Raw genomic sequence first — 18,354 nt, forward strand, 5'->3', positions numbered from 1 at the left:
AACCAATACACCAAGTAAACAAAATAGACCTTCGAACCACTTGCAGTAAGGAGGAGTAATCATGGATTTAAACAAAATGACAGAGCGACTACAAACCGCACTGCTGTCAGCCCAAACTCTTGCTCGCGAAAATAATCACCAAGAAATAGATGATATACATTTATTTTTAAGCATTTTATCTACGGACGACAACCTAGTCTCTAGCGTACTTGAAAGAATAAATTGTTCACCACAAGCATTTCAACAAGAATTAGCAAAAGAGCTAGATAAAAAGCCGCGTGTAACCGGCACAGGTGCTTCAGAGGGGAATATTTACATTTCAGGAAAATTACAACGCATGATGACTGAAGCAGAAAAGGAAATGAAGCAATTTACAGATGAATACCTTTCGATCGAGCATGTTTTACTTGCGACGATGGATGCAAACGCAGAATCAGGAAAAATTTTAAAAAGGCTAAAAGTGTCAAAGGAACAGCTATTAACAGCAATAAAAGAAATTAGGGGGAATCAAAGGGTGACTTCACAAAATCCAGAAGCAACCTATGATGCGTTAAAAAAATACGGCCGAGATTTGGTTGCAGAAGTGAAAACAGGAAAAATAGATCCAGTAATCGGTCGCGACAGCGAAATCCGTCATGTCATTAGAATTCTATCGCGAAAAACAAAAAACAATCCAGTCTTAATTGGTGAACCAGGCGTTGGTAAAACAGCCATTGTTGAGGGATTAGCGCAACGGATTGTTCGCAAGGATGTCCCAGAAGGGCTTAAGGATAAAACAATCTTTTCACTAGATATGAGCGCATTGATTGCTGGAGCAAAATTCCGAGGAGAGTTTGAGGAACGCTTAAAAGCAGTACTTAATGAAATCAAAAAAAGTGAAGGAAAAATCCTCTTATTCATTGATGAGCTTCACACGATTGTTGGTGCAGGGAAAACAGAGGGCGCAATGGATGCCGGTAATATGTTAAAACCAATGCTTGCTCGTGGAGAACTGCATTGTATTGGAGCCACCACTTTAGATGAGCATCGCAAATATATTGAAAAGGACCCGGCGCTTGAGCGTCGCTTCCAACAGGTGCTCGTCCAGGAACCAGATGTTGAAGATACGATTTCGATTTTACGGGGCTTAAAGGAACGCTTTGAAATCCATCATGGAGTCAATATTCATGACCGAGCCCTAGTAGCAGCTGCTACACTATCAGATCGCTATATCACCGATCGCTTCCTTCCAGATAAAGCGATTGACCTCGTTGATGAAGCATGTGCGATGATAAGAACAGAAATCGATTCCATGCCAACGGAAATTGATGAAGTGGTGCGTCGCGTGATGCAGTTAGAAATTGAGGAGGCAGCTTTACAAAAGGAGACTGACCCACAAAGCCAACAGCGCTTGGAAGTTCTCAAAAAAGAGCTAGCCGAATTAAAGGATAAAGCGAACAGCATGAAGGCACGCTGGCAAAATGAAAAGGAAGGCATTCAAAAGGTCAGTGAACAGCGGGCGTTGCTTGAAAAATTACGCCGAGAGCTTGAGGATGCTGAGAACAATTACGATTTAAACAAAGCCTCTGAGCTTCGTTACGGAAAAATCCCACAAGCTGAGAAGGACTTAAAGCAGTTAGAAGAGGTGGTTACCCAGCATCAGGAAACGAAATTGTTGCGCGAAGAGGTGACGGAAGAAGAAATTGCTTCAATTGTTGCACGCTGGACCGGAATTCCAGTAACGAAGCTCGTTGAAGGCGAGCGTGAAAAGCTGTTAAGACTTGAGAGCATTCTTCATGAGCGAGTCATCGGTCAAGATGAGGCAATTGAGTTGGTTTCTAATGCAGTGCTAAGAGCACGGGCTGGAATCAAGGACCCAAATCGACCTATCGGTTCGTTTATTTTCCTTGGACCAACAGGGGTCGGAAAAACAGAGTTGGCGAAAACACTTGCTCAAGCTTTGTTTGACAGCGAAGAACAAATGATACGAATTGATATGTCCGAATATATGGAAAAGCATGCTGTTTCGAGATTGATTGGGGCACCTCCTGGGTATGTCGGCTATGAGGAAGGCGGCCAATTAACAGAGGCAGTCAGACGTAAGCCGTATTCAGTTATTCTATTAGATGAAATTGAAAAAGCTCATCCAGAGGTATTTAATATCTTATTACAAATGCTTGATGATGGGCGGATTACGGACTCTCATGGTCGCACTGTTGATTTCAAAAACACGGTCATTATTATGACGAGTAATTTAGGTTCGCATTTATTAATTGAAGATGCGATTGCAAATGGAGATATTTCTGAAGCTACTAGAAAAAAGGTAATGGGAACACTAAGAAATCATTTCCGACCGGAATTCTTGAATCGTGTCGATGAGTTATTGTTATTTAAACCGCTAGGACTTAATGAAATTAAGGGAATCGTTGTTAAATTGGTGGCTGAATTGCAAGCGCGATTGGAAGACCAGCAAATTCGCATCAAAATGACTGAAGAGGCGAAGGAATTCATTGCAGAAAATGGTTTTGATCCCGTATACGGGGCGCGCCCACTTAAACGATATATTCAGCGAGAATTGGAAACCAAGCTTGCTAAACTGATTATTGCCGGAAAAATAACCGGTGAAGATGAAGTAAACATCATCGTAAAGGACAGTTCATTAGCTATTGAAATCTAAACATAAAAAAAGCTGGCTCGATTGAGTCAGCTTTTTTTAGCGCTAAAATTAGTGCTTTTCCACTGGGTCATTAGGAATGATCGCTGGAATCACGTAAAGTAACACGGTAACTGGAATGGCAATAATAAGACCAGTCATCGCATCAAATTCAGTTCCAATCATAGAGCTACCTACATAAACAACCATTTCAATCAGGATTAATGTCCAGAATAAAGTCCAAAAATATTTCATCGAAAATCACCTCTTACTTATGTATTCCTCACTTCATCTTAACATATCATCGGTAATATTTAAATAATTTTCGGACAAGTTCAGTTTCATCACCAATTCATCTTACATTTTAGGCAAATTCCTATTCAATTCTTGTGAAGCATCATACATTAATATGAATACACAAAAAAAGGGGTAAATTTAATGGTAATGGAGAACCGGAACTTCCAATTGGATACCGAATGGAATATAGTTCACTATCCCTACAAGCCTAATGGTTTCGGTATCCTTATTATTGGTGATGAAAGAAGCTTTGTAGAAAAGGATATGAATTTTTGGACGCAAAACGAAGGCAGACTCGGGTTAATTAATTATTTTAAAGAAAAAGGCTATACGGCTTTTTACTCGAATTTATATGGAAGGAATTGGGGTTCGGATAAAGCGACAAAGCTAGCGAAGCAGCTTTACTATTATGTCATTAAAAGGGAAATCCTCAATGATAAAATTCATATATTTGCGGAAGGAATGGGGGCACTTGTTGCGCTTAAATTAATTTCTGAATTGAAGGGAAAAATCCGTTCGATTGTTTTTGTGAATCCGATTTATTCATTAAAAAGTCAACTCAATCATGAAAAGGAACATAAATTTTTCTATAAAAAACTAATTAGAGAAATTGCTGCTGCATATGAAATTGAGCAAAAGGATGTTGAAAATATGGTCGACGAGATGGAGGAGAAAGATGTGCTTCCAGATCAGCTTCCCATGAAAATCATTCATATTTTAAATGGATCACGTGCCTATAAGCAGTCTGCGATGACAAATTTACTGTTGGCAAAAATTAATCAAGATGGATCTATTGTATCCGTTAGCTATTTGCTTCCGGAAAAATTCACCCAGTTAAAACGATACACTTGTGATTTCTATCAAAACTTTGAAAAGGAATTATAATGAAATAAAGGTAAAAATCTCACTCCCTGTGCATAGGATACTAAGAGGCTTAGCGCGCAGGGAGGGAATTGAAAATGGACAAGGTTATGATTGTTGGTGGATATGAATTTTTAAGCTTTCATCTTAGCACACGATTTTTGGAACTAGGGATGATTGTACACTCTATTGGTTTTGAAAATCGTTATGATATTTTTCAGGAGGAAAAACGTTTAAGTTTAGGAAGAAATTCGAATTTAATCGAAATCCCGATTGCTGAGTGGATACAGTCAGGACTATCTTGCGAATCTGATACACTCGTAATTCTATCACTCTTTGATTTATTTTTAAAAAAGGATGAAGAAGGGATGCTATCCCAGCTTGAAGTTGCTATTAGCGAATTAGAATTAACCAATGAATTTATCCCGGCTGAAGTCGTATTCCTGCTTCCGCTTCAGAATAGTGAAGCAGGGGTTAGGGATACGGTTGTTCAAATAGGTGAAAAACTCGTTAACCTTTTGAAGGAGAAGGACATTCCTTATCATGTAATATCCTTACCAACACTATATGGACCGTGGCAGCCTATTGAGTTTGCATTTCAGCAGGTCCTTTATAATGATTTGAAAAATCGCGAAAATTTACAATTAAGCCCACAGGAATGGATTTATGATGCTATTTTTATTGACGATGCTGTAAATGAAATCGTTGACTTTATTAATACTGGTAATTTACAATCCTGTACCTTAAAAAACAAAACAGATGGGCAGTGGATAAAATGTGCGGAAAAGTTGGGTATTAATTCCAATTTTTATGAAGATACCATTAGAAAAGACGCCACCAATACGAATCATCTATATAGAGAAATAGAGGGGAAAGTAAATTTTGAACAGGGTTTGATTATACAGCAACAGCATTTGCTTCGAGTCTTGTCTAGTGTGTAATGTTACTGTAATACAATAATTCTTTTCAATAGGTTTGGAGAAAGGTAGAATGTATACAAGAGATACCTAACGGCGTATTGTTTTTATTTATGTTATTTGGTAGCACTAAAGGAGTTGCAATTTATTTTGAAGCGTTTCGGAGTTTTTCTATTAATTCTGGCGTTGCTGGCTGGGTGTGGCCACCAAGTAGGAAACGGGAAGTTATCGAAAGTTGGATTGCTAGTTCCGGAAACAGTCAACGACCAAGTGTGGGGCACAAAGGGGTATAACGGCATGTTGAAGATTCAGTCAGAACTTGGTGCCGAGGTTTACTATAAAGAAGGAATGGATTCTTCTAAAGTGATAGAAGAAGCTATCGAGGAATTCTCTCAAAAGGGAATTAGTTTGATTTTTGGGCATGGGAATGAATATGCCGAATATTTTAATGACTTGGCTGACCAATATCCTGACATTCATTTTGTCAGCTTTAATGGGAATGCCAAACAAAAAAATACAACTAGTATTAATTTCAATGGCTATGCAATGGGCTTTTTTGGTGGAATGGTGGCTGCTCACATGTCAAAGACAAATTCTCTAGGTGTAATTGCGGCATACGAATGGCAGCCTGAGGTGGAAGGTTTCTATGACGGTGCTCTTTATGAAAATAAGCAAGTTAATGTGAGCATTCAATATGTAGGTAATTGGGATGATCAGAAAAAGGCGCTAGATGAGTTGGATTTCATGCTCGAAAATAACATTGATGTCGTATATCCTGCTGGGGACGGCTTTAATGTTCCAGTAATTGAAAAGGTAAAAGAAAACAGTAAATTTGCAATTGGATATGTCTCTGATCAATCCGATCTTGGTGAGTCAACTGTATTAACTAGTACGGTACAAAATGTTGAGCATCTTTATGAATTGGTAGCTGAGCAGTATGTATCAGGGGAATTAAAGTCTGGAAATCAGTATTATGATTTTCAAGATGATGTGATTATGATGGGCGAGTTTAGTCCGCTGATAGATAAGAGCTTTGTGGCTAAGCTTAATGTGTTGATTGATGAATATATGAGAACTGGAAAACTTCCGAACGAAAAATAATAAGAAATCCATCAGTGAGCTGTTCTGATGGATTTGTTTATGATGTGCTTGGTATGCTTATTTCTTTTTTAAAAACTTCGCAATGATTGGGTTTAGCTCATTGTATAGTGGTTTAAATTGTTCGGCTGTTTTCATGAGCATATCGATGTTTTCATTAAGGAGATCCATGTCAATATTGTTTAAATATTTTTCGATAGAAGCTGGATTTAGGATATTAAAGGACATGTCTTGATTCTTTTGTGTCCTTTGTCGTTGTCGTTGGCCCCTTTGTTCCTGATTCTGTTGAGGTTTTTGGTCAAATTGCTTTTGTGCTGCTTTATTGCCAAATAAAAAATGTCTAAAGGGGTCACTCTGTTTTCGTTGATCTCTCTCAAAAGGATTTTGATACATATTACATTACCTCCTTCTATATTAGTGGCATTATTCAATATAATATGTCCGATTGATTTTTTGGTATGGTCATTTGCCATTAGATGACATGTTCCTAAGCTGTGTCAGTTTAAAAAAAAGTTGCCAATGAAGATTCTTTTTTGATAAAATTAGTACCAAGTCATAATATTTGATAATAAAATATACTATTAACTATCATGATATATATTGAAAGAAAAGGGGTTGTTTCCATGAACGCTGGGATAAAAGGAATAGGCCGCTATTTGCCTGAACGAATTGTCACTAACCACGAACTGGAACAAAGAATGGACACAACAGACGAATGGATTCGGACAAGAACAGGCATAGAAGAACGCAGAATTGCTGATGATTCAATGAATACGTCTGATTTAGCCTATGAAGCAGCAAAAAATGCGATTGATAATGCTGGTATTGCACCCGAGGAAATTGATTTAATTCTTGTTGCGACTGTTACGCCTGATCAGCCATTTCCAACTGTATCATGCATACTTCAAGATCGTTTAGGAGCAAAAAAAGCAGCAGCAATGGATATCAGTGCTGCATGCGCGGGTTTTATGTATGGAATGGTAACAGCAAAGCAATTTATTGAAAGTGGAACTTACAAGCATATATTAGTAGTTGGTGTAGAAAAGCTTTCTAAAATTACTGATTGGAATGACCGCAATACTGCTGTCTTATTCGGCGATGGTGCTGGAGCCGTAGTAATGGGACCTGTATCAGAAGGAAGAGGCATTCTGGCATTTGAACTTGGCTCAGATGGGTCTGGTGGAAAGCATCTCTACCAGGAAGAATACATTGTAATGAATGGACGTGAAGTTTTCAAATTTGCAGTTCGACAAATGGGAGAAAGTGCTGTTAATGTCATTGAAAAAGCAGGTCTTTCTAAGTCAGATGTTGATATGTTAATACCACATCAAGCAAATATACGGATAATGGAAGCTTCCAGACAACGTTTGGAGTTGCCAGAAGAAAAAATGTCGAAAACTGTGAATAAATACGGGAATACCTCAGCAGCGTCCATTCCAATTTCGATTGTAGAAGAGTTGGAAGCAGGAAAGATTAAAGAAGATGATGTAATCGTAATGGTCGGCTTTGGTGGAGGCTTAACCTGGGGCGCAATTGCAATGCGTTGGGGTAAATAAGATATTAAATGTCGCAATCATCTTACTTTTTACTTAGAAAAGGAGTGCAACAGTAATGGAAAAAAGAAGGGTTGTCGTAACAGGTGTCGGTGCGGTTACACCACTTGGAAATGACGTAGAAACAACTTGGAAAAACCTCATCGCTGGCGTATCGGGTGTTGGACCGTTAACTAGACTAAATGCGGACGAATACCCGGCGAAGGTTGCAGCTGAATTAAAGGACTTTAATATTGAAGCATATATTGAAAAAAAAGATGCTAGAAAAATGGACCGTTTTACACATTATGCGATTGCTGCAGCAACAATGGCTGTTAAGGACTCAGGGCTTGAAATTACAGATGAAAACGCACCTCGCGTAGGTGTCTGGATTGGTTCTGGAATCGGCGGAATGGAAACATTCGAAAATCAGTTTGAAACCTTCATGAATCGTGGCTACAAGCGGGTAAGCCCATTCTTCGTGCCGATGATTATTCCAGACATGGCAGCGGGTCAAGTATCAATCATGCTTGGTGCTAAAGGTATTAACTCTTGTACCGTTACAGCCTGTGCTACAGGAACGAACTCAATAGGAGATGCATTCAAGGTCATCCAACGTGGTGATGCAGATGTAATGGTTTCAGGTGGAGCAGAAGCACCTATCACGAAAATGTCTGTGGCTGGTTTCTGTGCTAACACCGCTCTTACAACAAATCCTGATCCACAAACTGCCAGCCGCCCATTCGATGCTAATCGTGACGGATTCGTTATCGGTGAAGGTGCAGGTATCGTAATTTTAGAAGAGCTTGAACATGCATTAGCACGAGGTGCAAAAATCTACGCTGAAATCGTCGGCTATGGTGCAACAGGAGATGCGTACCATGTAACAGCTCCTGCTCCTGGTGGAGAAGGCGGTGCCCGCGCAATGAAACAAGCGCTAAACGACGGTGGTATTAAACCTGAAGAAGTTGAGTACATCAACGCTCATGGAACAAGCACTGGCTATAATGATAAATACGAAACAGCAGCGATTAAAGAGGTTTTTGGAGAGCATGCATATAAATTGGCTGTAAGCTCAACAAAATCAATGACAGGCCACCTATTAGGTGCAGCTGGTGGAATTGAAGCAATTTTCTCGGTGTTGGCGTTACAGGAAGGCATTATCCCGCCAACAATGAACCTGCAGACCCAAGACCCTGAATGTGATCTTGATTATGTACCAAATCAAGCTCGAAAACAGGAAATCAGCATTGCAATTAGTAACTCATTAGGGTTCGGAGGACACAACGCAACGATTGCATTTAGAAAGTATCAATAATATAAATAAATTAACCGACTTGCGAATATTTTTGATTCGTTGGTCGGTTTTTTATTTATGAATGAACTTGCACGTTTATTTTCGTTAATCATACACTCTGAATATTAAGTAATTCAGGAGGGTGTGGAATGGGTGTAATCGATACAGATAAATGGTTAGACGAACAATTTAATCATCCAATTGAAGTTTGCAAAAAGCTTTTGTTTTCAGATAATCGTCATAAACAAGCTGATAAAAGAAGCAACAGTCTAAATCGCAAAGAAACACAAGCTCTTCGTAATTTTTACCGTTACCTACAAAATTTCGGTATGTATAGACCTACGAAGCTTACCTATACCACATTTGAAGAACTTAAAGAAAGAGAAGTATGGAGCACTGTTGAGGAGATGTTTGTGCATTATCAGCAAAGATGGCGTGGACCGGACATCCCTGTTTATATATTTCCATTTGCAGGTAACCAAGGACTGTTTACAAGGTCCACTAATGATAGGAAATCCGGAGTTTCGTTTCATGACAAGCTCTTCCTATTTTTAACCCCTAAGCTTTCAAAAAAGGACATCGAAGCTCTCTTTGTTCATGAGTATCATCATGTGTGCCGGTTGAACAAAATTGAAAAAAGCATCAAAGACTACACACTTCTAGATTCAATCGTATTAGAGGGCTTGGCTGAAGTAGCAGTCGAAACGAACTGTGGTGCTGATTATTTAGCTCCATGGTGTAAAAAATATTCTGATGAGCAAATTGGTGGTTTTTGGAAAAAATATTTATCTGATCACTTGAAAGTAAAAAAGGAAGAATCGCTCCATGACCAACTTTTGTTTGGAGAGCGAGGGTTTCCTTATATGGTTGGCTATGCAGTAGGATATAAAGTTGTGAAGACATTCTTAGATAAACAGCCTCTAACGACACAGGAAACATTTACAATTCGTGCGGAGAAAATGTTGGAGGTAATGGGGGAGTAGTTCATGTTCATGAGGTTCGTGAGTTATGGAGGGACTCCATGAAACAACACAGTCAGTAAAAATGACAAAAGTGTATCATGGAGAGGCTCCATGAAACAGAACACATGAGGGAAAAGCCAAAAGTGTATCATGGGAAGTCCCCATGAAACAAAACACACGAGAAAAAGGCCAAAAGTGTGTCATGGCACAATTCAAAACAAGCCTCAACAACGATTGAACCCACAGCAACCACATCCCCCCTCCAAAATCAATTCATATATTTTTCAACTAACATCATATAATTGTTAAAAAGGGACAAGTCCGGAGGAAAATCCTCATGATTATATTTGAAAAAGATAATGAAACGATTAATGAAATGGATATCGTAACTCGGGCATTTTTTTTGTTCATTGGCTTTGGACTAGCTGTGTCTGGTGGGACAACATCAATTATGTACTTAAACTTATTGCCAGTAGGCTTCACCTTCTTAGAATACCTCCACTTCATATCGCATCGCCTCGAGTGCTACTTGCTCCCGATTGGAATAATCATTATATGGATAAGTATCTATTTTCCGGCAAAAGAAGCTACTAAACGATAGAAAATAAGGAATAATTTAACTGTTACCTGCCCATACTGATTGAAAACAACAGTTTCTTGAAGTGAGGGGTAAATTCATGTTGTATCTTCATGATGTTTGGGTGAACTGGTTTGAAGGGGAAGAAAACGGTTATAATATTTGCCACTTCCATGAGTGGCGCAAAGATGATGCAGTTGAGTTGCTTGATCAAGTACCATTGTTGAAAATCGAGTCTGTTCTTTTCCATTATATTGAAAATGATTTAGCAGAGCTACCGCAAGAACTTTTGCATGAAGTGTACCAAAAGGCATTTTTGCGGAAAAATCATGAACGGATTCAGCTCGATAATTGTTTTGTTGTAACTGATGGAGTGGGAATTTTAGCGGTTGATACTATGGGTTACACAATTCCAATTCGAAAGAGCAGATTAATACCGCGTCAGGAACAATTAGTTTATGAGATGATTGAAAGTCACGATTTTATTAAATACTCCTTTGAAGCACTATCAACAGAAAAAAAGGAGTTTCACATTCTATCACCGGAGCCTGATTTAATGCGGGGACTCACCCGTAAGGAACGGCAATTAAAGCAGTTGTTATTTATGGCATTGGATCATTTATTTACTTCGAAAAATGTTGCAGAAATCCGCTATTGGTATACGGAGTGGAGACCAGAGCGATATGCTGACATTCAGCATCTGGAGTTTGAAGAAGCGTGGATTCAGCTTTATGAAGAAACAAAATACGGGTGGACACCGAAGCATTACAAGTTCTGTGAAAACATCATAAAAGGACAGCCTTTCTTTGAAAAGCTATGGGAAATGGAGCATGGTCCAAAAGTAAATTGAGGAGCTGAATTATCAGCTCCTCTTTTTTATTGATAAAACTATTTACGCTTTCGGCCTAAGCCCATTGCGTTTTCCATTTTTTTAAGCATTTTACTCGCAACTTTGTTGGCCTTCTCAGCGCCACGGTCAAGAATTTCATCGAGGACAGTTGACTCCATTAATTCATGATATCTTTGTTGAATTGGAGCAAGCTCGTCAACGACAACTTTTGCTAAATCCGCCTTAAAGTCTCCGTAGCCTTTGCCTTCATACGCCGCTTCAATTTCTGGAATAGGACGTTTTGAGAAAATAGAATAGATTGACAGGAGATTAGAAATACCAGGCTTGTTTTCGCGATCATACTTCACGATACCTTCTGAATCAGTTACTGCACTTTTAATCTTCTTTTCAATTTGCTTTGGATCGTCTAGAAGAGTGATGGTTGCTTTTGTATTTGGATCCGACTTACTCATTTTTTTGTTCGGTTCTTGCAAGGACATGATTCTCGCTCCAACTTGAGGAATCCGAATATCAGGAATCGTAAAGATGTCATTATATTTTTTATTAAAGCGTTCAGCCAAATCTCTAGTTAATTCAAGATGCTGCTTTTGATCCTCTCCAACAGGTACAAGATCTGTACTATAAAGAAGGATGTCTGCAACCATTAATGGTGGGTATGTTAGTAATGCTGCTGGGACAGCTTCTTTTCCGGCTGACTTGTCTTTAAATTGTGTCATTCTTTCTAGTTCGCCTATGTAGGAGATACATTGCATCATCCAGCCTGCTTGAGCATGTGCAGGTACCTCTGATTGAATGAATAAGGTTGCTTTCTCTGGGTCAATGCCACAAGCAAGATATAGGGCTGCTAGACTGCGGATGTTTTTACGTAATTGTAAGCGATCCTGTGGAACGGTGATGGCATGCTGGTCAACGATGCAGAAGTAGCAGTTATATTCGTTTTGGAGCTCGACAAATTGCTTCATCGCGCCGATATAGTTACCAAGTGTAATGGTGCCACTCGGTTGAATTCCTGAAAATATCGTTTTCATCTATTAATTTCCTCCTTTTTTCTTTAACTAAAAAAACCAACCATCCTATTTGAATAAGGACGATTGGTCTATTTTCCCAGCCGACTATTCAATGCATATCATATCAAAATTATAACAATAAAAAAAAAAAATCAACAGAAGTCAAAGAAAAATTTTACCAAGAATTTTGTCGTTTAAAAACCATAAAAAACCAGTAGAAATGTTATTAGAATAACATTTTGAGGTGTCGAAAAATGGCATTAATTCTTTATATTGTCAGAATATTTAGTTGTATCGCGCAAGGGGTTTGTCGAAAAGTTACTTGCATTAACTTTTCAAACTATTTATAATAAACCTAACAAATGGTACATACTGAGCGGATAATATCTTCAAAAAACTGTATAAACTCAAGTGTAACCGTAAAAAATTAGTTTATAACATAACTGGTGGATAACGCTAGTAAAAGTAGTTAAAAACTCTTTAGAGTAATTAAACTTAAAATGCTATAAACTTATTTTTTATTGTCATTTTTTTAGTAAAAATTGACTGATTATTATATAAATATACCTGAGGTGTACAAGTGTATATGAAGTATGGAACTCGTTTTGGTACCGTTTGCAAAAAAATAAAATATAAATAGGGGGTACAAGCATGAAAAAAAGACTATCATTTCTTTTCAGCATGTTGCTGTTGGTTAGCATGTTCTTAACGGCATGTGGTGGCGATGACAAAGCTGATGAGAAAAAGGGTGGAGACGACAAAAAATCTGATGTTCCACAAGAATTACGCGTGAACATTAGTTCAGAGCCGTTCTCTTTAAACCCTGGATTAGCAAATGATTCAACATCAGCAAGTGTGTTGCACCAAACCTTTGAAGGTTTAACACGTATTGATGCAGATGGTAAACCTCAACCAGCAATGGCTGAGAAGATTACAACATCTGATGATTTATTAACTTATACGTTTGAACTTCGTGATGCAAAATGGACAAATGGTGATCCTGTCACTGCAGAAGACTTCGTTTATGCTTGGAAATGGGCTCTTGATCCTGCCAATCAATCACAATATGCGTATCAATTGTACTACGTAAAAGGTGCTGAAGCTATTAATACTGGCGGTGCAGCAGTTGATACTTTAGGTGTAAAAGCAGTTGATGAAAAGACATTGGAAGTAACACTAGAGAACCCTACTCCTTATTTCCTTGAGTTAACCGCGTTCTACACATACTTCCCAGTAAACAATAAAGTTGCTACTGAAAATCCTAACTGGTATACAGAAGCTGGAGACAAGTACGTTTCTAACGGACCATTCAAATTAGCTGAATGGGAGCACAGCGCTAATATCGTTCTTGAAAAGAACGCAGACTATTGGGATGCTGATACTGTAAAGCTTGAAAAAGTACAAATGAGCATTATTAACGATGCCAATACAGAGCTTTCTATGTTTGATAACGGAGAATTAGATTGGGCTGGTGCACCATTCGGTACGCTTCCAACTGATTCCATGAAAGCTTTAAAAGATGAAGGTAGACTAACAACTCAACCTATTGCAGGTACTTACTGGTACAAATTTAATACTGAAAAAGAACCGTTAAATAACGTTAATATTCGTAAAGCATTAGCTTATGCTATCGATCGTCAGTCTATCATTGACAATATCACTCAAGGTGGACAAATTCCTGCGATGGCAGCAGTTCCTCCGTCAATGTTCGAAGAGAACGAAAAAGGATATTTCAAAGATAATGATGTGAAGAAAGCGAAAGAATTCTTAGAAAAAGGCTTAAAAGAGCTTAATCTTAAAGATGCATCAGAATTACCAGCCATCGCAATTTCATACAACACTAACGAAGCACATCAAAAAATTGCTCAAGCAATTCAAGATATGTGGAAGAAAGAGCTTGGTATTGAAGTAACTCTTAATAACCAAGAATGGGCTGTTTATATCGAACAATTACACGCAGGTGATTACCAAGTTGGCCGTATGGGCTGGTTAGGTGATTTCAACGACGCAATCAACTTCCTGGAGTTATACCGTGATAAAGAAGGCGGTAACAATGATACAAACTGGGAGAATGCTGAATTCAAACAATTGTTAATGGATTCGCAAAAGGAAACTGACGCGAAGAAACGTATTCAAATGCTAAAAGATGCAGAAAAAATCTTTATCGATGAAATGCCAGTAGCTCCAATCTACTTCTATACTCATAACTGGGTTCAAGTTGAAAACCTAAAAGATGTAGTTGTAACTGGACTAGGCGATGTCCAATTAAAATGGGCTTATTTTGAATAAAGCAAAAATGTGATGAATGGTTAATGAACAAAGGTATATGGGTTTTTCCCATATACCTTCGTTTTCTGAATAAATCATTCGAATTATGGGAGGTGTGGTTATTGTTAAAATACATTAGCAAACGCTTGCTGTATATGGTGATTTCACTGTTATTAATCGTTACAGCAACGTTTTTCTTAATGAGGATAGCACCGGGGAATCCTTTTACATCTGAGAAACAATTACCGCCTGAAATAGAAGCGAATCTAAACGCCCACTATGGCTTGGATCAACCTTGGTATGTTCAATATGGTGAATACTTACTAAAAGTAGTTCAGTGGGATTTTGGTCCTTCCTTTAAATATAAGGCAAGGTCAGTAAATGATCTTATCAGTGATGGTTTCCCTGTTTCGTTAATGCTTGGATTGGAAGCAATATTAATTGCAGTTTCATTTGGAATTATTTTAGGAATCATAGCGGCAATGAAGCATAATAAATGGCAAGATTATGGAGCGATGGTTGTTGCTGTTTTGGGAATATCAGTTCCTTCGTTTATTATGGCGACAGTGCTGCAATACTTTTTGGCGATTAAGTTGGGTATATTTCCAGTTGCTAGATGGGAATCATTCATGCATTCCGTCCTTCCGGCACTCGCACTAGCCTCATCACCGATGGCATTTGTAGCACGACTTACAAGATCGAGTATGCTTGAAGTATTAAGCAATGATTACATTAAAACGGCAAAAGCGAAGGGCTTAAGTCAAGGCGTTATTACAGTTAAACATACGATTAGAAATGCGTTGCTCCCTGTTGTGTCTTATATGGGTCCGCTTTCAGCAGGTATTATTACTGGAAGCTTTGTAATTGAAAAGATTTTCGGTATTCCAGGCTTAGGTTCACACTTCGTATTAAGTATTGCAAACCGTGACTACACCGTGATCATGGGAGTAACCGTGTTTTACAGTATCATCCTATTAATTTCTATTCTCCTTGTCGACATAGCGTACGGATTCATAGATCCTCGCATTAAACTAGCTGGCGGGAAGAAAGGAGAGTAAGTGATGCAGCAAATATCAAAAGATAAATTTCGAATAGTTGGAAATAAAGATGCAGACATTGAAAAGATTTCAAAACCGAGTCTTTCTTTTTGGAAAGATGTTAGTATTCGCTTTCGTAAAAATAAGTTAGCGATGGTTGGGGTCGTGTTACTCATCATTCTTATTTTTATGGCAATTTTTGGACCTTATATGTCAGGTTTTGACTATGCGACAAACGATTTAAAGAATACTAATCAACCACCTAGTGCTGAACACTGGTTTGGTACGGATGACTTAGGACGTGACGTATTCACACGTACTTGGGAAGGTGCCAGAATTTCCTTGTTTATTGGGGTTGCAGCAGCATTGATTGATTTTACGATCGGTGTTTTCTGGGGTGGATTTTCGGGCTATAAAGGTGGACGTGTTGATGAAATCATGATGCGTGTTGCCGATGTATTATATGGTGTTCCGTATTTATTACTTGTTATTTTATTGATGGTTGTTCTTGGACAAAGTATTGGAACAATGATTTTAGCGATGACGATTACCGGCTGGATTAACATGTCGAGGATTGTACGTGGGCAAGTCCTATCACTGAAGCATCAGGAATATGTATTAGCATCTCGTACACTTGGTGCACCATTAACTAGAATCATGGGGAAACACTTAATTCCGAATACAATGGGACCGATTTTAGTAACGATGACACTTACTGTCCCTTCAGCTATATTTACAGAATCATTCCTTAGCTATCTTGGCTTAGGATTAACTCCGCCACTGGCGAGCTGGGGAACAATGGCTTCCGAAGGATTACCGGCATTAAAGTATTATCCATGGCGATTATTCTTCCCAGCGATGTTTATTTCATTAACAATCTTTGCATTTAACGTGATTGGTGATGGAATGCGTGATGCACTAGATCCAAGGTTACGTAAATAAGGGGGAGTGAGAGAATGGAAAAAATACTAGAAGTGAAAGATTTATCAGTCTCATTCCAAACCTATGGTGGTGAGGTTAGGGCAGTTAGTAAGGTTAGCTTTGACCTTTATAAAGGTGAGACGCTTGCTATTGTGGGTGAATCGGGATCTGGAAAATCGGTAATGACACAAACAATTATGAAATTAATTCCGATGCCTCCTGGTAAAATTACTGGTGGAAAGATTTTATTTAATGGTGACGACATCGTTCCAAAGTCTGATAAGCAAATGGAAAAGATTCGCGGAAAAGAAATTAGCATGATTTTCCAAGATCCGATGACATCATTAAATCCAACCATGAAAGTCGGTAAGCAAATTATGGAGGTTTTGATTAAACATCAAAACATGTCAGGGAGTCAAGCGAAGAATCGTGCAATTGAATTACTTAATCTTGTTGGTATTCCAATGCCAGAAAAACGTGTCAATCAATATCCTCATGAATTCTCAGGTGGGATGCGTCAAAGGGCAATGATTGCGATTGCGCTTGCTGCTAATCCGAAGCTGTTGATTGCTGATGAGCCGACAACTGCCCTTGACGTAACGATTCAAGCTCAGATTCTCGAGCTGATGAAGGATTTACAGGATAAAATGGATACTTCAATCATTTTTATTACGCATGACCTTGGTGTCGTAGCAAATGTCGCCGATCGTGTTGCTGTAATGTACGCTGGAAAAATCATCGAAATGGGTACAGTTGATGAAATCTTCTATGATCCACGTCATCCGTATACATGGGGCTTACTAGCATCCATGCCAAGTTTAGAAAATGATGATAAATCCGAATTAGCGGCGATTCCAGGAACTCCTCCAGATTTAACGAATCCACCAAAGGGAGATGCGTTTGCGGCAAGAAATCCTTATGCATTGGCGATTGATTTTGAAGAGGAACCACCGATGTTCCAAATATCAGAAACGCACTTTGCAAAAACTTGGCTGCTGCATCCCGATGCACCAAGTGTTGAACCACCTGAATCAGTAAAAAAACGGATTCGCCCAATGCCCTCGAATTTTGACAAGCCAATTATGGTAGGGGAGGGGAAATAGCATGGCAGAAAAATTATTAGAGATTAAAAACCTTAAGCAATATTTTAATATCGGCAAGCCCAATATGGTTAAAGCAGTAGATGATGTTACGTTTGATATTTATAAAGGGGAAACTTTAGGCTTAGTTGGAGAATCAGGCTGTGGAAAATCTACAACAGGTCGTTCGATCATTCGCCTTTATGATGCTACAGGTGGACAAGTTTTGTTCAACGGTGTAGATGTCCATGGTAAAAAATCGAAGAAGGACTTAAAGATTTTTAACCGAAAAATGCAGATGATTTTCCAGGATCCGTATGCATCTCTAAATCCGAGGATGACAGTTACTGATATTATTGCCGAAGGGATTGATATCCACGGTTTAGCAAGTACAAAACAGGAACGGATGCAACAGGTATATGATTTATTAGAAACGGTTGGGTTAAATAAAGAACATGCTAACCGTTATCCACATGAGTTTTCAGGTGGACAAAGACAGCGGATTGGGATAGCTCGTGCACTTGCGGTGCAACCAGAATTCATTATCGCTGACGAGCCAATTTCGGCATTGGACGTTTCTATTCAAGCGCAGGTTGTAAATTTGATGAAAAAGCTCCAACGTGAAAAAGGCTTAACCTACTTATTTATTGCTCATGACCTCTCAATGGTTAAATATATAAGCGACCGAATAGGGGTTATGTATTTTGGAAAATTAGTTGAGCTTGCGCCAGCAGAAGTGTTGTATAAAAATCCGCTACACCCTTACACTCAATCACTATTATCAGCTATTCCACTTCCAGATCCAGAAACAGAAAGGACGCGACTTCGTCATACTTACGATCCAAGTGTCCATGGATACGGAGATAACGATAAAGTGGAAATCCGTGAAGTACGCCCTGGTCACTTTGTGTATTGCTCTGAGGCAGAGCTTAAGAAATATAAAGCGAATTATAAAGACTAAAAAAACGATCTCAATATATGAGATCGTTTTTTTTTATAAAAATCATTATCTAGCTTTG

General features: G+C 38.6%; 17 protein-coding genes. 14 read left to right on the forward strand and 3 right to left on the reverse strand.

Annotated features, from left to right (window positions below; translation table 11 throughout):
* Window positions 1–61: 61 nt before the first annotated feature.
* The gene (clpB, locus tag FXW34_RS06880) at window positions 62–2,656 is read left to right on the forward strand and encodes an ATP-dependent chaperone ClpB (RefSeq protein ID WP_147533231.1); all 2,595 of its coding nucleotides are present in this window, start codon (window positions 62–64) and stop codon (window positions 2,654–2,656) included.
* A gap of 48 nt (window positions 2,657–2,704) precedes the next feature.
* On the opposite strand, the gene FXW34_RS06885 is transcribed toward clpB, so the two are convergent.
* Window positions 2,705–2,887 carry a YjzD family protein gene (locus FXW34_RS06885; protein WP_147533232.1) on the reverse strand — a complete coding sequence of 61 codons (183 nt, stop codon included), beginning with the start codon at window positions 2,885–2,887 and terminating at the stop codon, window positions 2,705–2,707.
* 183 nt (window positions 2,888–3,070) lie between these two features.
* Here FXW34_RS06885 and FXW34_RS06890 point away from each other — a divergent pair, with 183 nt between their 5' ends.
* The 3 genes from FXW34_RS06890 (at window position 3,071) to FXW34_RS06900 (ending at window position 5,808) form a co-directional block, all read left to right on the forward strand.
* Window positions 3,071–3,814 (forward strand): lipase family protein, encoded by a 744-nt coding sequence (locus FXW34_RS06890; protein ID WP_342780682.1) that lies wholly within the window; start codon window positions 3,071–3,073, stop codon window positions 3,812–3,814.
* Window positions 3,815–3,888: 74 nt separating this feature from the next.
* Window positions 3,889–4,731 carry a hypothetical protein gene (locus FXW34_RS06895; RefSeq protein WP_147533233.1) on the forward strand — a complete coding sequence of 281 codons (843 nt, stop codon included), beginning with the start codon at window positions 3,889–3,891 and terminating at the stop codon, window positions 4,729–4,731.
* Window positions 4,732–4,854: 123 nt separating this feature from the next.
* A complete protein-coding gene (locus FXW34_RS06900) occupies window positions 4,855–5,808 on the forward strand; it encodes a BMP family ABC transporter substrate-binding protein (RefSeq protein ID WP_147533364.1) in 954 nt (317 codons plus the stop codon).
* 57 nt (window positions 5,809–5,865) lie between these two features.
* Here the strand turns inward: FXW34_RS06900 and FXW34_RS06905 are convergent, their stop codons facing one another.
* On the reverse strand, window positions 5,866–6,198 hold the full coding sequence (locus FXW34_RS06905) for a hypothetical protein (RefSeq protein WP_147533234.1): 333 nt from the start codon (window positions 6,196–6,198) through the stop codon (window positions 5,866–5,868).
* Window positions 6,199–6,428: 230 nt separating this feature from the next.
* Between FXW34_RS06905 and FXW34_RS06910 the strand changes: the two genes are divergently transcribed.
* The 5 genes from FXW34_RS06910 (at window position 6,429) to FXW34_RS06930 (ending at window position 11,023) form a co-directional block, all read left to right on the forward strand.
* Window positions 6,429–7,361, forward strand: a complete 933-nt coding sequence (locus tag FXW34_RS06910; RefSeq protein ID WP_147533235.1) for a beta-ketoacyl-ACP synthase III — start codon at window positions 6,429–6,431, stop codon at window positions 7,359–7,361.
* Window positions 7,362–7,416: 55 nt separating this feature from the next.
* Window positions 7,417–8,655, forward strand: coding sequence for a beta-ketoacyl-ACP synthase II (gene fabF, locus FXW34_RS06915; RefSeq protein WP_147533236.1), 1,239 nt, complete (start codon window positions 7,417–7,419; stop codon window positions 8,653–8,655).
* A 128-nt stretch (window positions 8,656–8,783) separates the two neighbouring features.
* Window positions 8,784–9,617, forward strand: coding sequence for a DUF2268 domain-containing putative Zn-dependent protease (locus FXW34_RS06920; RefSeq protein ID WP_147533237.1), 834 nt, complete (start codon window positions 8,784–8,786; stop codon window positions 9,615–9,617).
* Window positions 9,618–9,933: 316 nt separating this feature from the next.
* The gene (locus FXW34_RS06925) at window positions 9,934–10,197 is read left to right on the forward strand and encodes a YuzI family membrane protein (protein WP_246140907.1); all 264 of its coding nucleotides are present in this window, start codon (window positions 9,934–9,936) and stop codon (window positions 10,195–10,197) included.
* Window positions 10,198–10,273: 76 nt separating this feature from the next.
* A complete protein-coding gene (locus tag FXW34_RS06930) occupies window positions 10,274–11,023 on the forward strand; it encodes a YjbA family protein (RefSeq protein ID WP_147533238.1) in 750 nt (249 codons plus the stop codon).
* A 38-nt stretch (window positions 11,024–11,061) separates the two neighbouring features.
* On the opposite strand, the gene trpS is transcribed toward FXW34_RS06930, so the two are convergent.
* Complete coding sequence (gene trpS, locus FXW34_RS06935; RefSeq protein ID WP_147533239.1) at window positions 11,062–12,051, reverse strand: tryptophan--tRNA ligase; 990 nt, start codon at window positions 12,049–12,051, stop codon at window positions 11,062–11,064.
* A 630-nt stretch (window positions 12,052–12,681) separates the two neighbouring features.
* On the opposite strand from trpS, the gene FXW34_RS06940 reads away from it, so the two are divergent.
* The 5 genes from FXW34_RS06940 (at window position 12,682) to FXW34_RS06960 (ending at window position 18,296) form a co-directional block, all read left to right on the forward strand.
* Window positions 12,682–14,319: a peptide ABC transporter substrate-binding protein gene (locus tag FXW34_RS06940; RefSeq protein WP_147533240.1), complete on the forward strand. Its 1,638-nt coding sequence runs from the start codon at window positions 12,682–12,684 to the stop codon at window positions 14,317–14,319.
* A gap of 101 nt (window positions 14,320–14,420) precedes the next feature.
* The gene (locus FXW34_RS06945; protein WP_147533241.1) at window positions 14,421–15,356 is read left to right on the forward strand and encodes an ABC transporter permease; all 936 of its coding nucleotides are present in this window, start codon (window positions 14,421–14,423) and stop codon (window positions 15,354–15,356) included.
* A gap of 3 nt (window positions 15,357–15,359) precedes the next feature.
* Window positions 15,360–16,277 (forward strand): ABC transporter permease, encoded by a 918-nt coding sequence (locus FXW34_RS06950; RefSeq protein ID WP_147533242.1) that lies wholly within the window; start codon window positions 15,360–15,362, stop codon window positions 16,275–16,277.
* Window positions 16,278–16,291: 14 nt separating this feature from the next.
* The gene (locus FXW34_RS06955) at window positions 16,292–17,359 is read left to right on the forward strand and encodes an ABC transporter ATP-binding protein (protein WP_147533243.1); all 1,068 of its coding nucleotides are present in this window, start codon (window positions 16,292–16,294) and stop codon (window positions 17,357–17,359) included.
* Between the two features lies 1 nt (window position 17,360).
* Entirely contained in the window at window positions 17,361–18,296 is a 936-nt protein-coding gene (locus FXW34_RS06960) for an ABC transporter ATP-binding protein (protein WP_147533244.1), read from the forward strand.
* The last annotated feature ends 58 nt before the right edge of the window (window positions 18,297–18,354 follow it).

The organism is Bacillus marasmi, from assembly GCF_902168435.1.
Taxonomy (GTDB): Bacteria; Bacillota; Bacilli; order Bacillales; family Cytobacillaceae; genus Bacillus_BU; species Bacillus_BU marasmi.

What these genes read in the sequence shown, in the direction of transcription:
- FXW34_RS06950 (WP_147533242.1), top strand. Translation starts at nt 15,360, where the DNA reads ATGCAGCAAATATCAAAAGATAAATTTCGAATAGTTGGAAATAAAGAT.
- FXW34_RS06910 (WP_147533235.1), top strand. Translation starts at nt 6,429, where the DNA reads ATGAACGCTGGGATAAAAGGAATAGGCCGCTATTTGCCTGAACGAATT.
- clpB (WP_147533231.1), top strand. Translation starts at nt 62, where the DNA reads ATGGATTTAAACAAAATGACAGAGCGACTACAAACCGCACTGCTGTCA.
- FXW34_RS06960 (WP_147533244.1), top strand. Translation starts at nt 17,361, where the DNA reads ATGGCAGAAAAATTATTAGAGATTAAAAACCTTAAGCAATATTTTAAT.
- FXW34_RS06930 (WP_147533238.1), top strand. Translation starts at nt 10,274, where the DNA reads ATGTTGTATCTTCATGATGTTTGGGTGAACTGGTTTGAAGGGGAAGAA.
- FXW34_RS06955 (WP_147533243.1), top strand. Translation starts at nt 16,292, where the DNA reads ATGGAAAAAATACTAGAAGTGAAAGATTTATCAGTCTCATTCCAAACC.
- FXW34_RS06920 (WP_147533237.1), top strand. Translation starts at nt 8,784, where the DNA reads ATGGGTGTAATCGATACAGATAAATGGTTAGACGAACAATTTAATCAT.
- FXW34_RS06925 (WP_246140907.1), top strand. Translation starts at nt 9,934, where the DNA reads ATGATTATATTTGAAAAAGATAATGAAACGATTAATGAAATGGATATC.
- FXW34_RS06895 (WP_147533233.1), top strand. Translation starts at nt 3,889, where the DNA reads ATGGACAAGGTTATGATTGTTGGTGGATATGAATTTTTAAGCTTTCAT.
- fabF (WP_147533236.1), top strand. Translation starts at nt 7,417, where the DNA reads ATGGAAAAAAGAAGGGTTGTCGTAACAGGTGTCGGTGCGGTTACACCA.
- FXW34_RS06890 (WP_342780682.1), top strand. Translation starts at nt 3,071, where the DNA reads ATGGTAATGGAGAACCGGAACTTCCAATTGGATACCGAATGGAATATA.
- FXW34_RS06885 (WP_147533232.1), bottom strand. Translation starts at nt 2,887, where the DNA reads ATGAAATATTTTTGGACTTTATTCTGGACATTAATCCTGATTGAAATG.
- trpS (WP_147533239.1), bottom strand. Translation starts at nt 12,051, where the DNA reads ATGAAAACGATATTTTCAGGAATTCAACCGAGTGGCACCATTACACTT.
- FXW34_RS06905 (WP_147533234.1), bottom strand. Translation starts at nt 6,198, where the DNA reads ATGTATCAAAATCCTTTTGAGAGAGATCAACGAAAACAGAGTGACCCC.
- FXW34_RS06940 (WP_147533240.1), top strand. Translation starts at nt 12,682, where the DNA reads ATGAAAAAAAGACTATCATTTCTTTTCAGCATGTTGCTGTTGGTTAGC.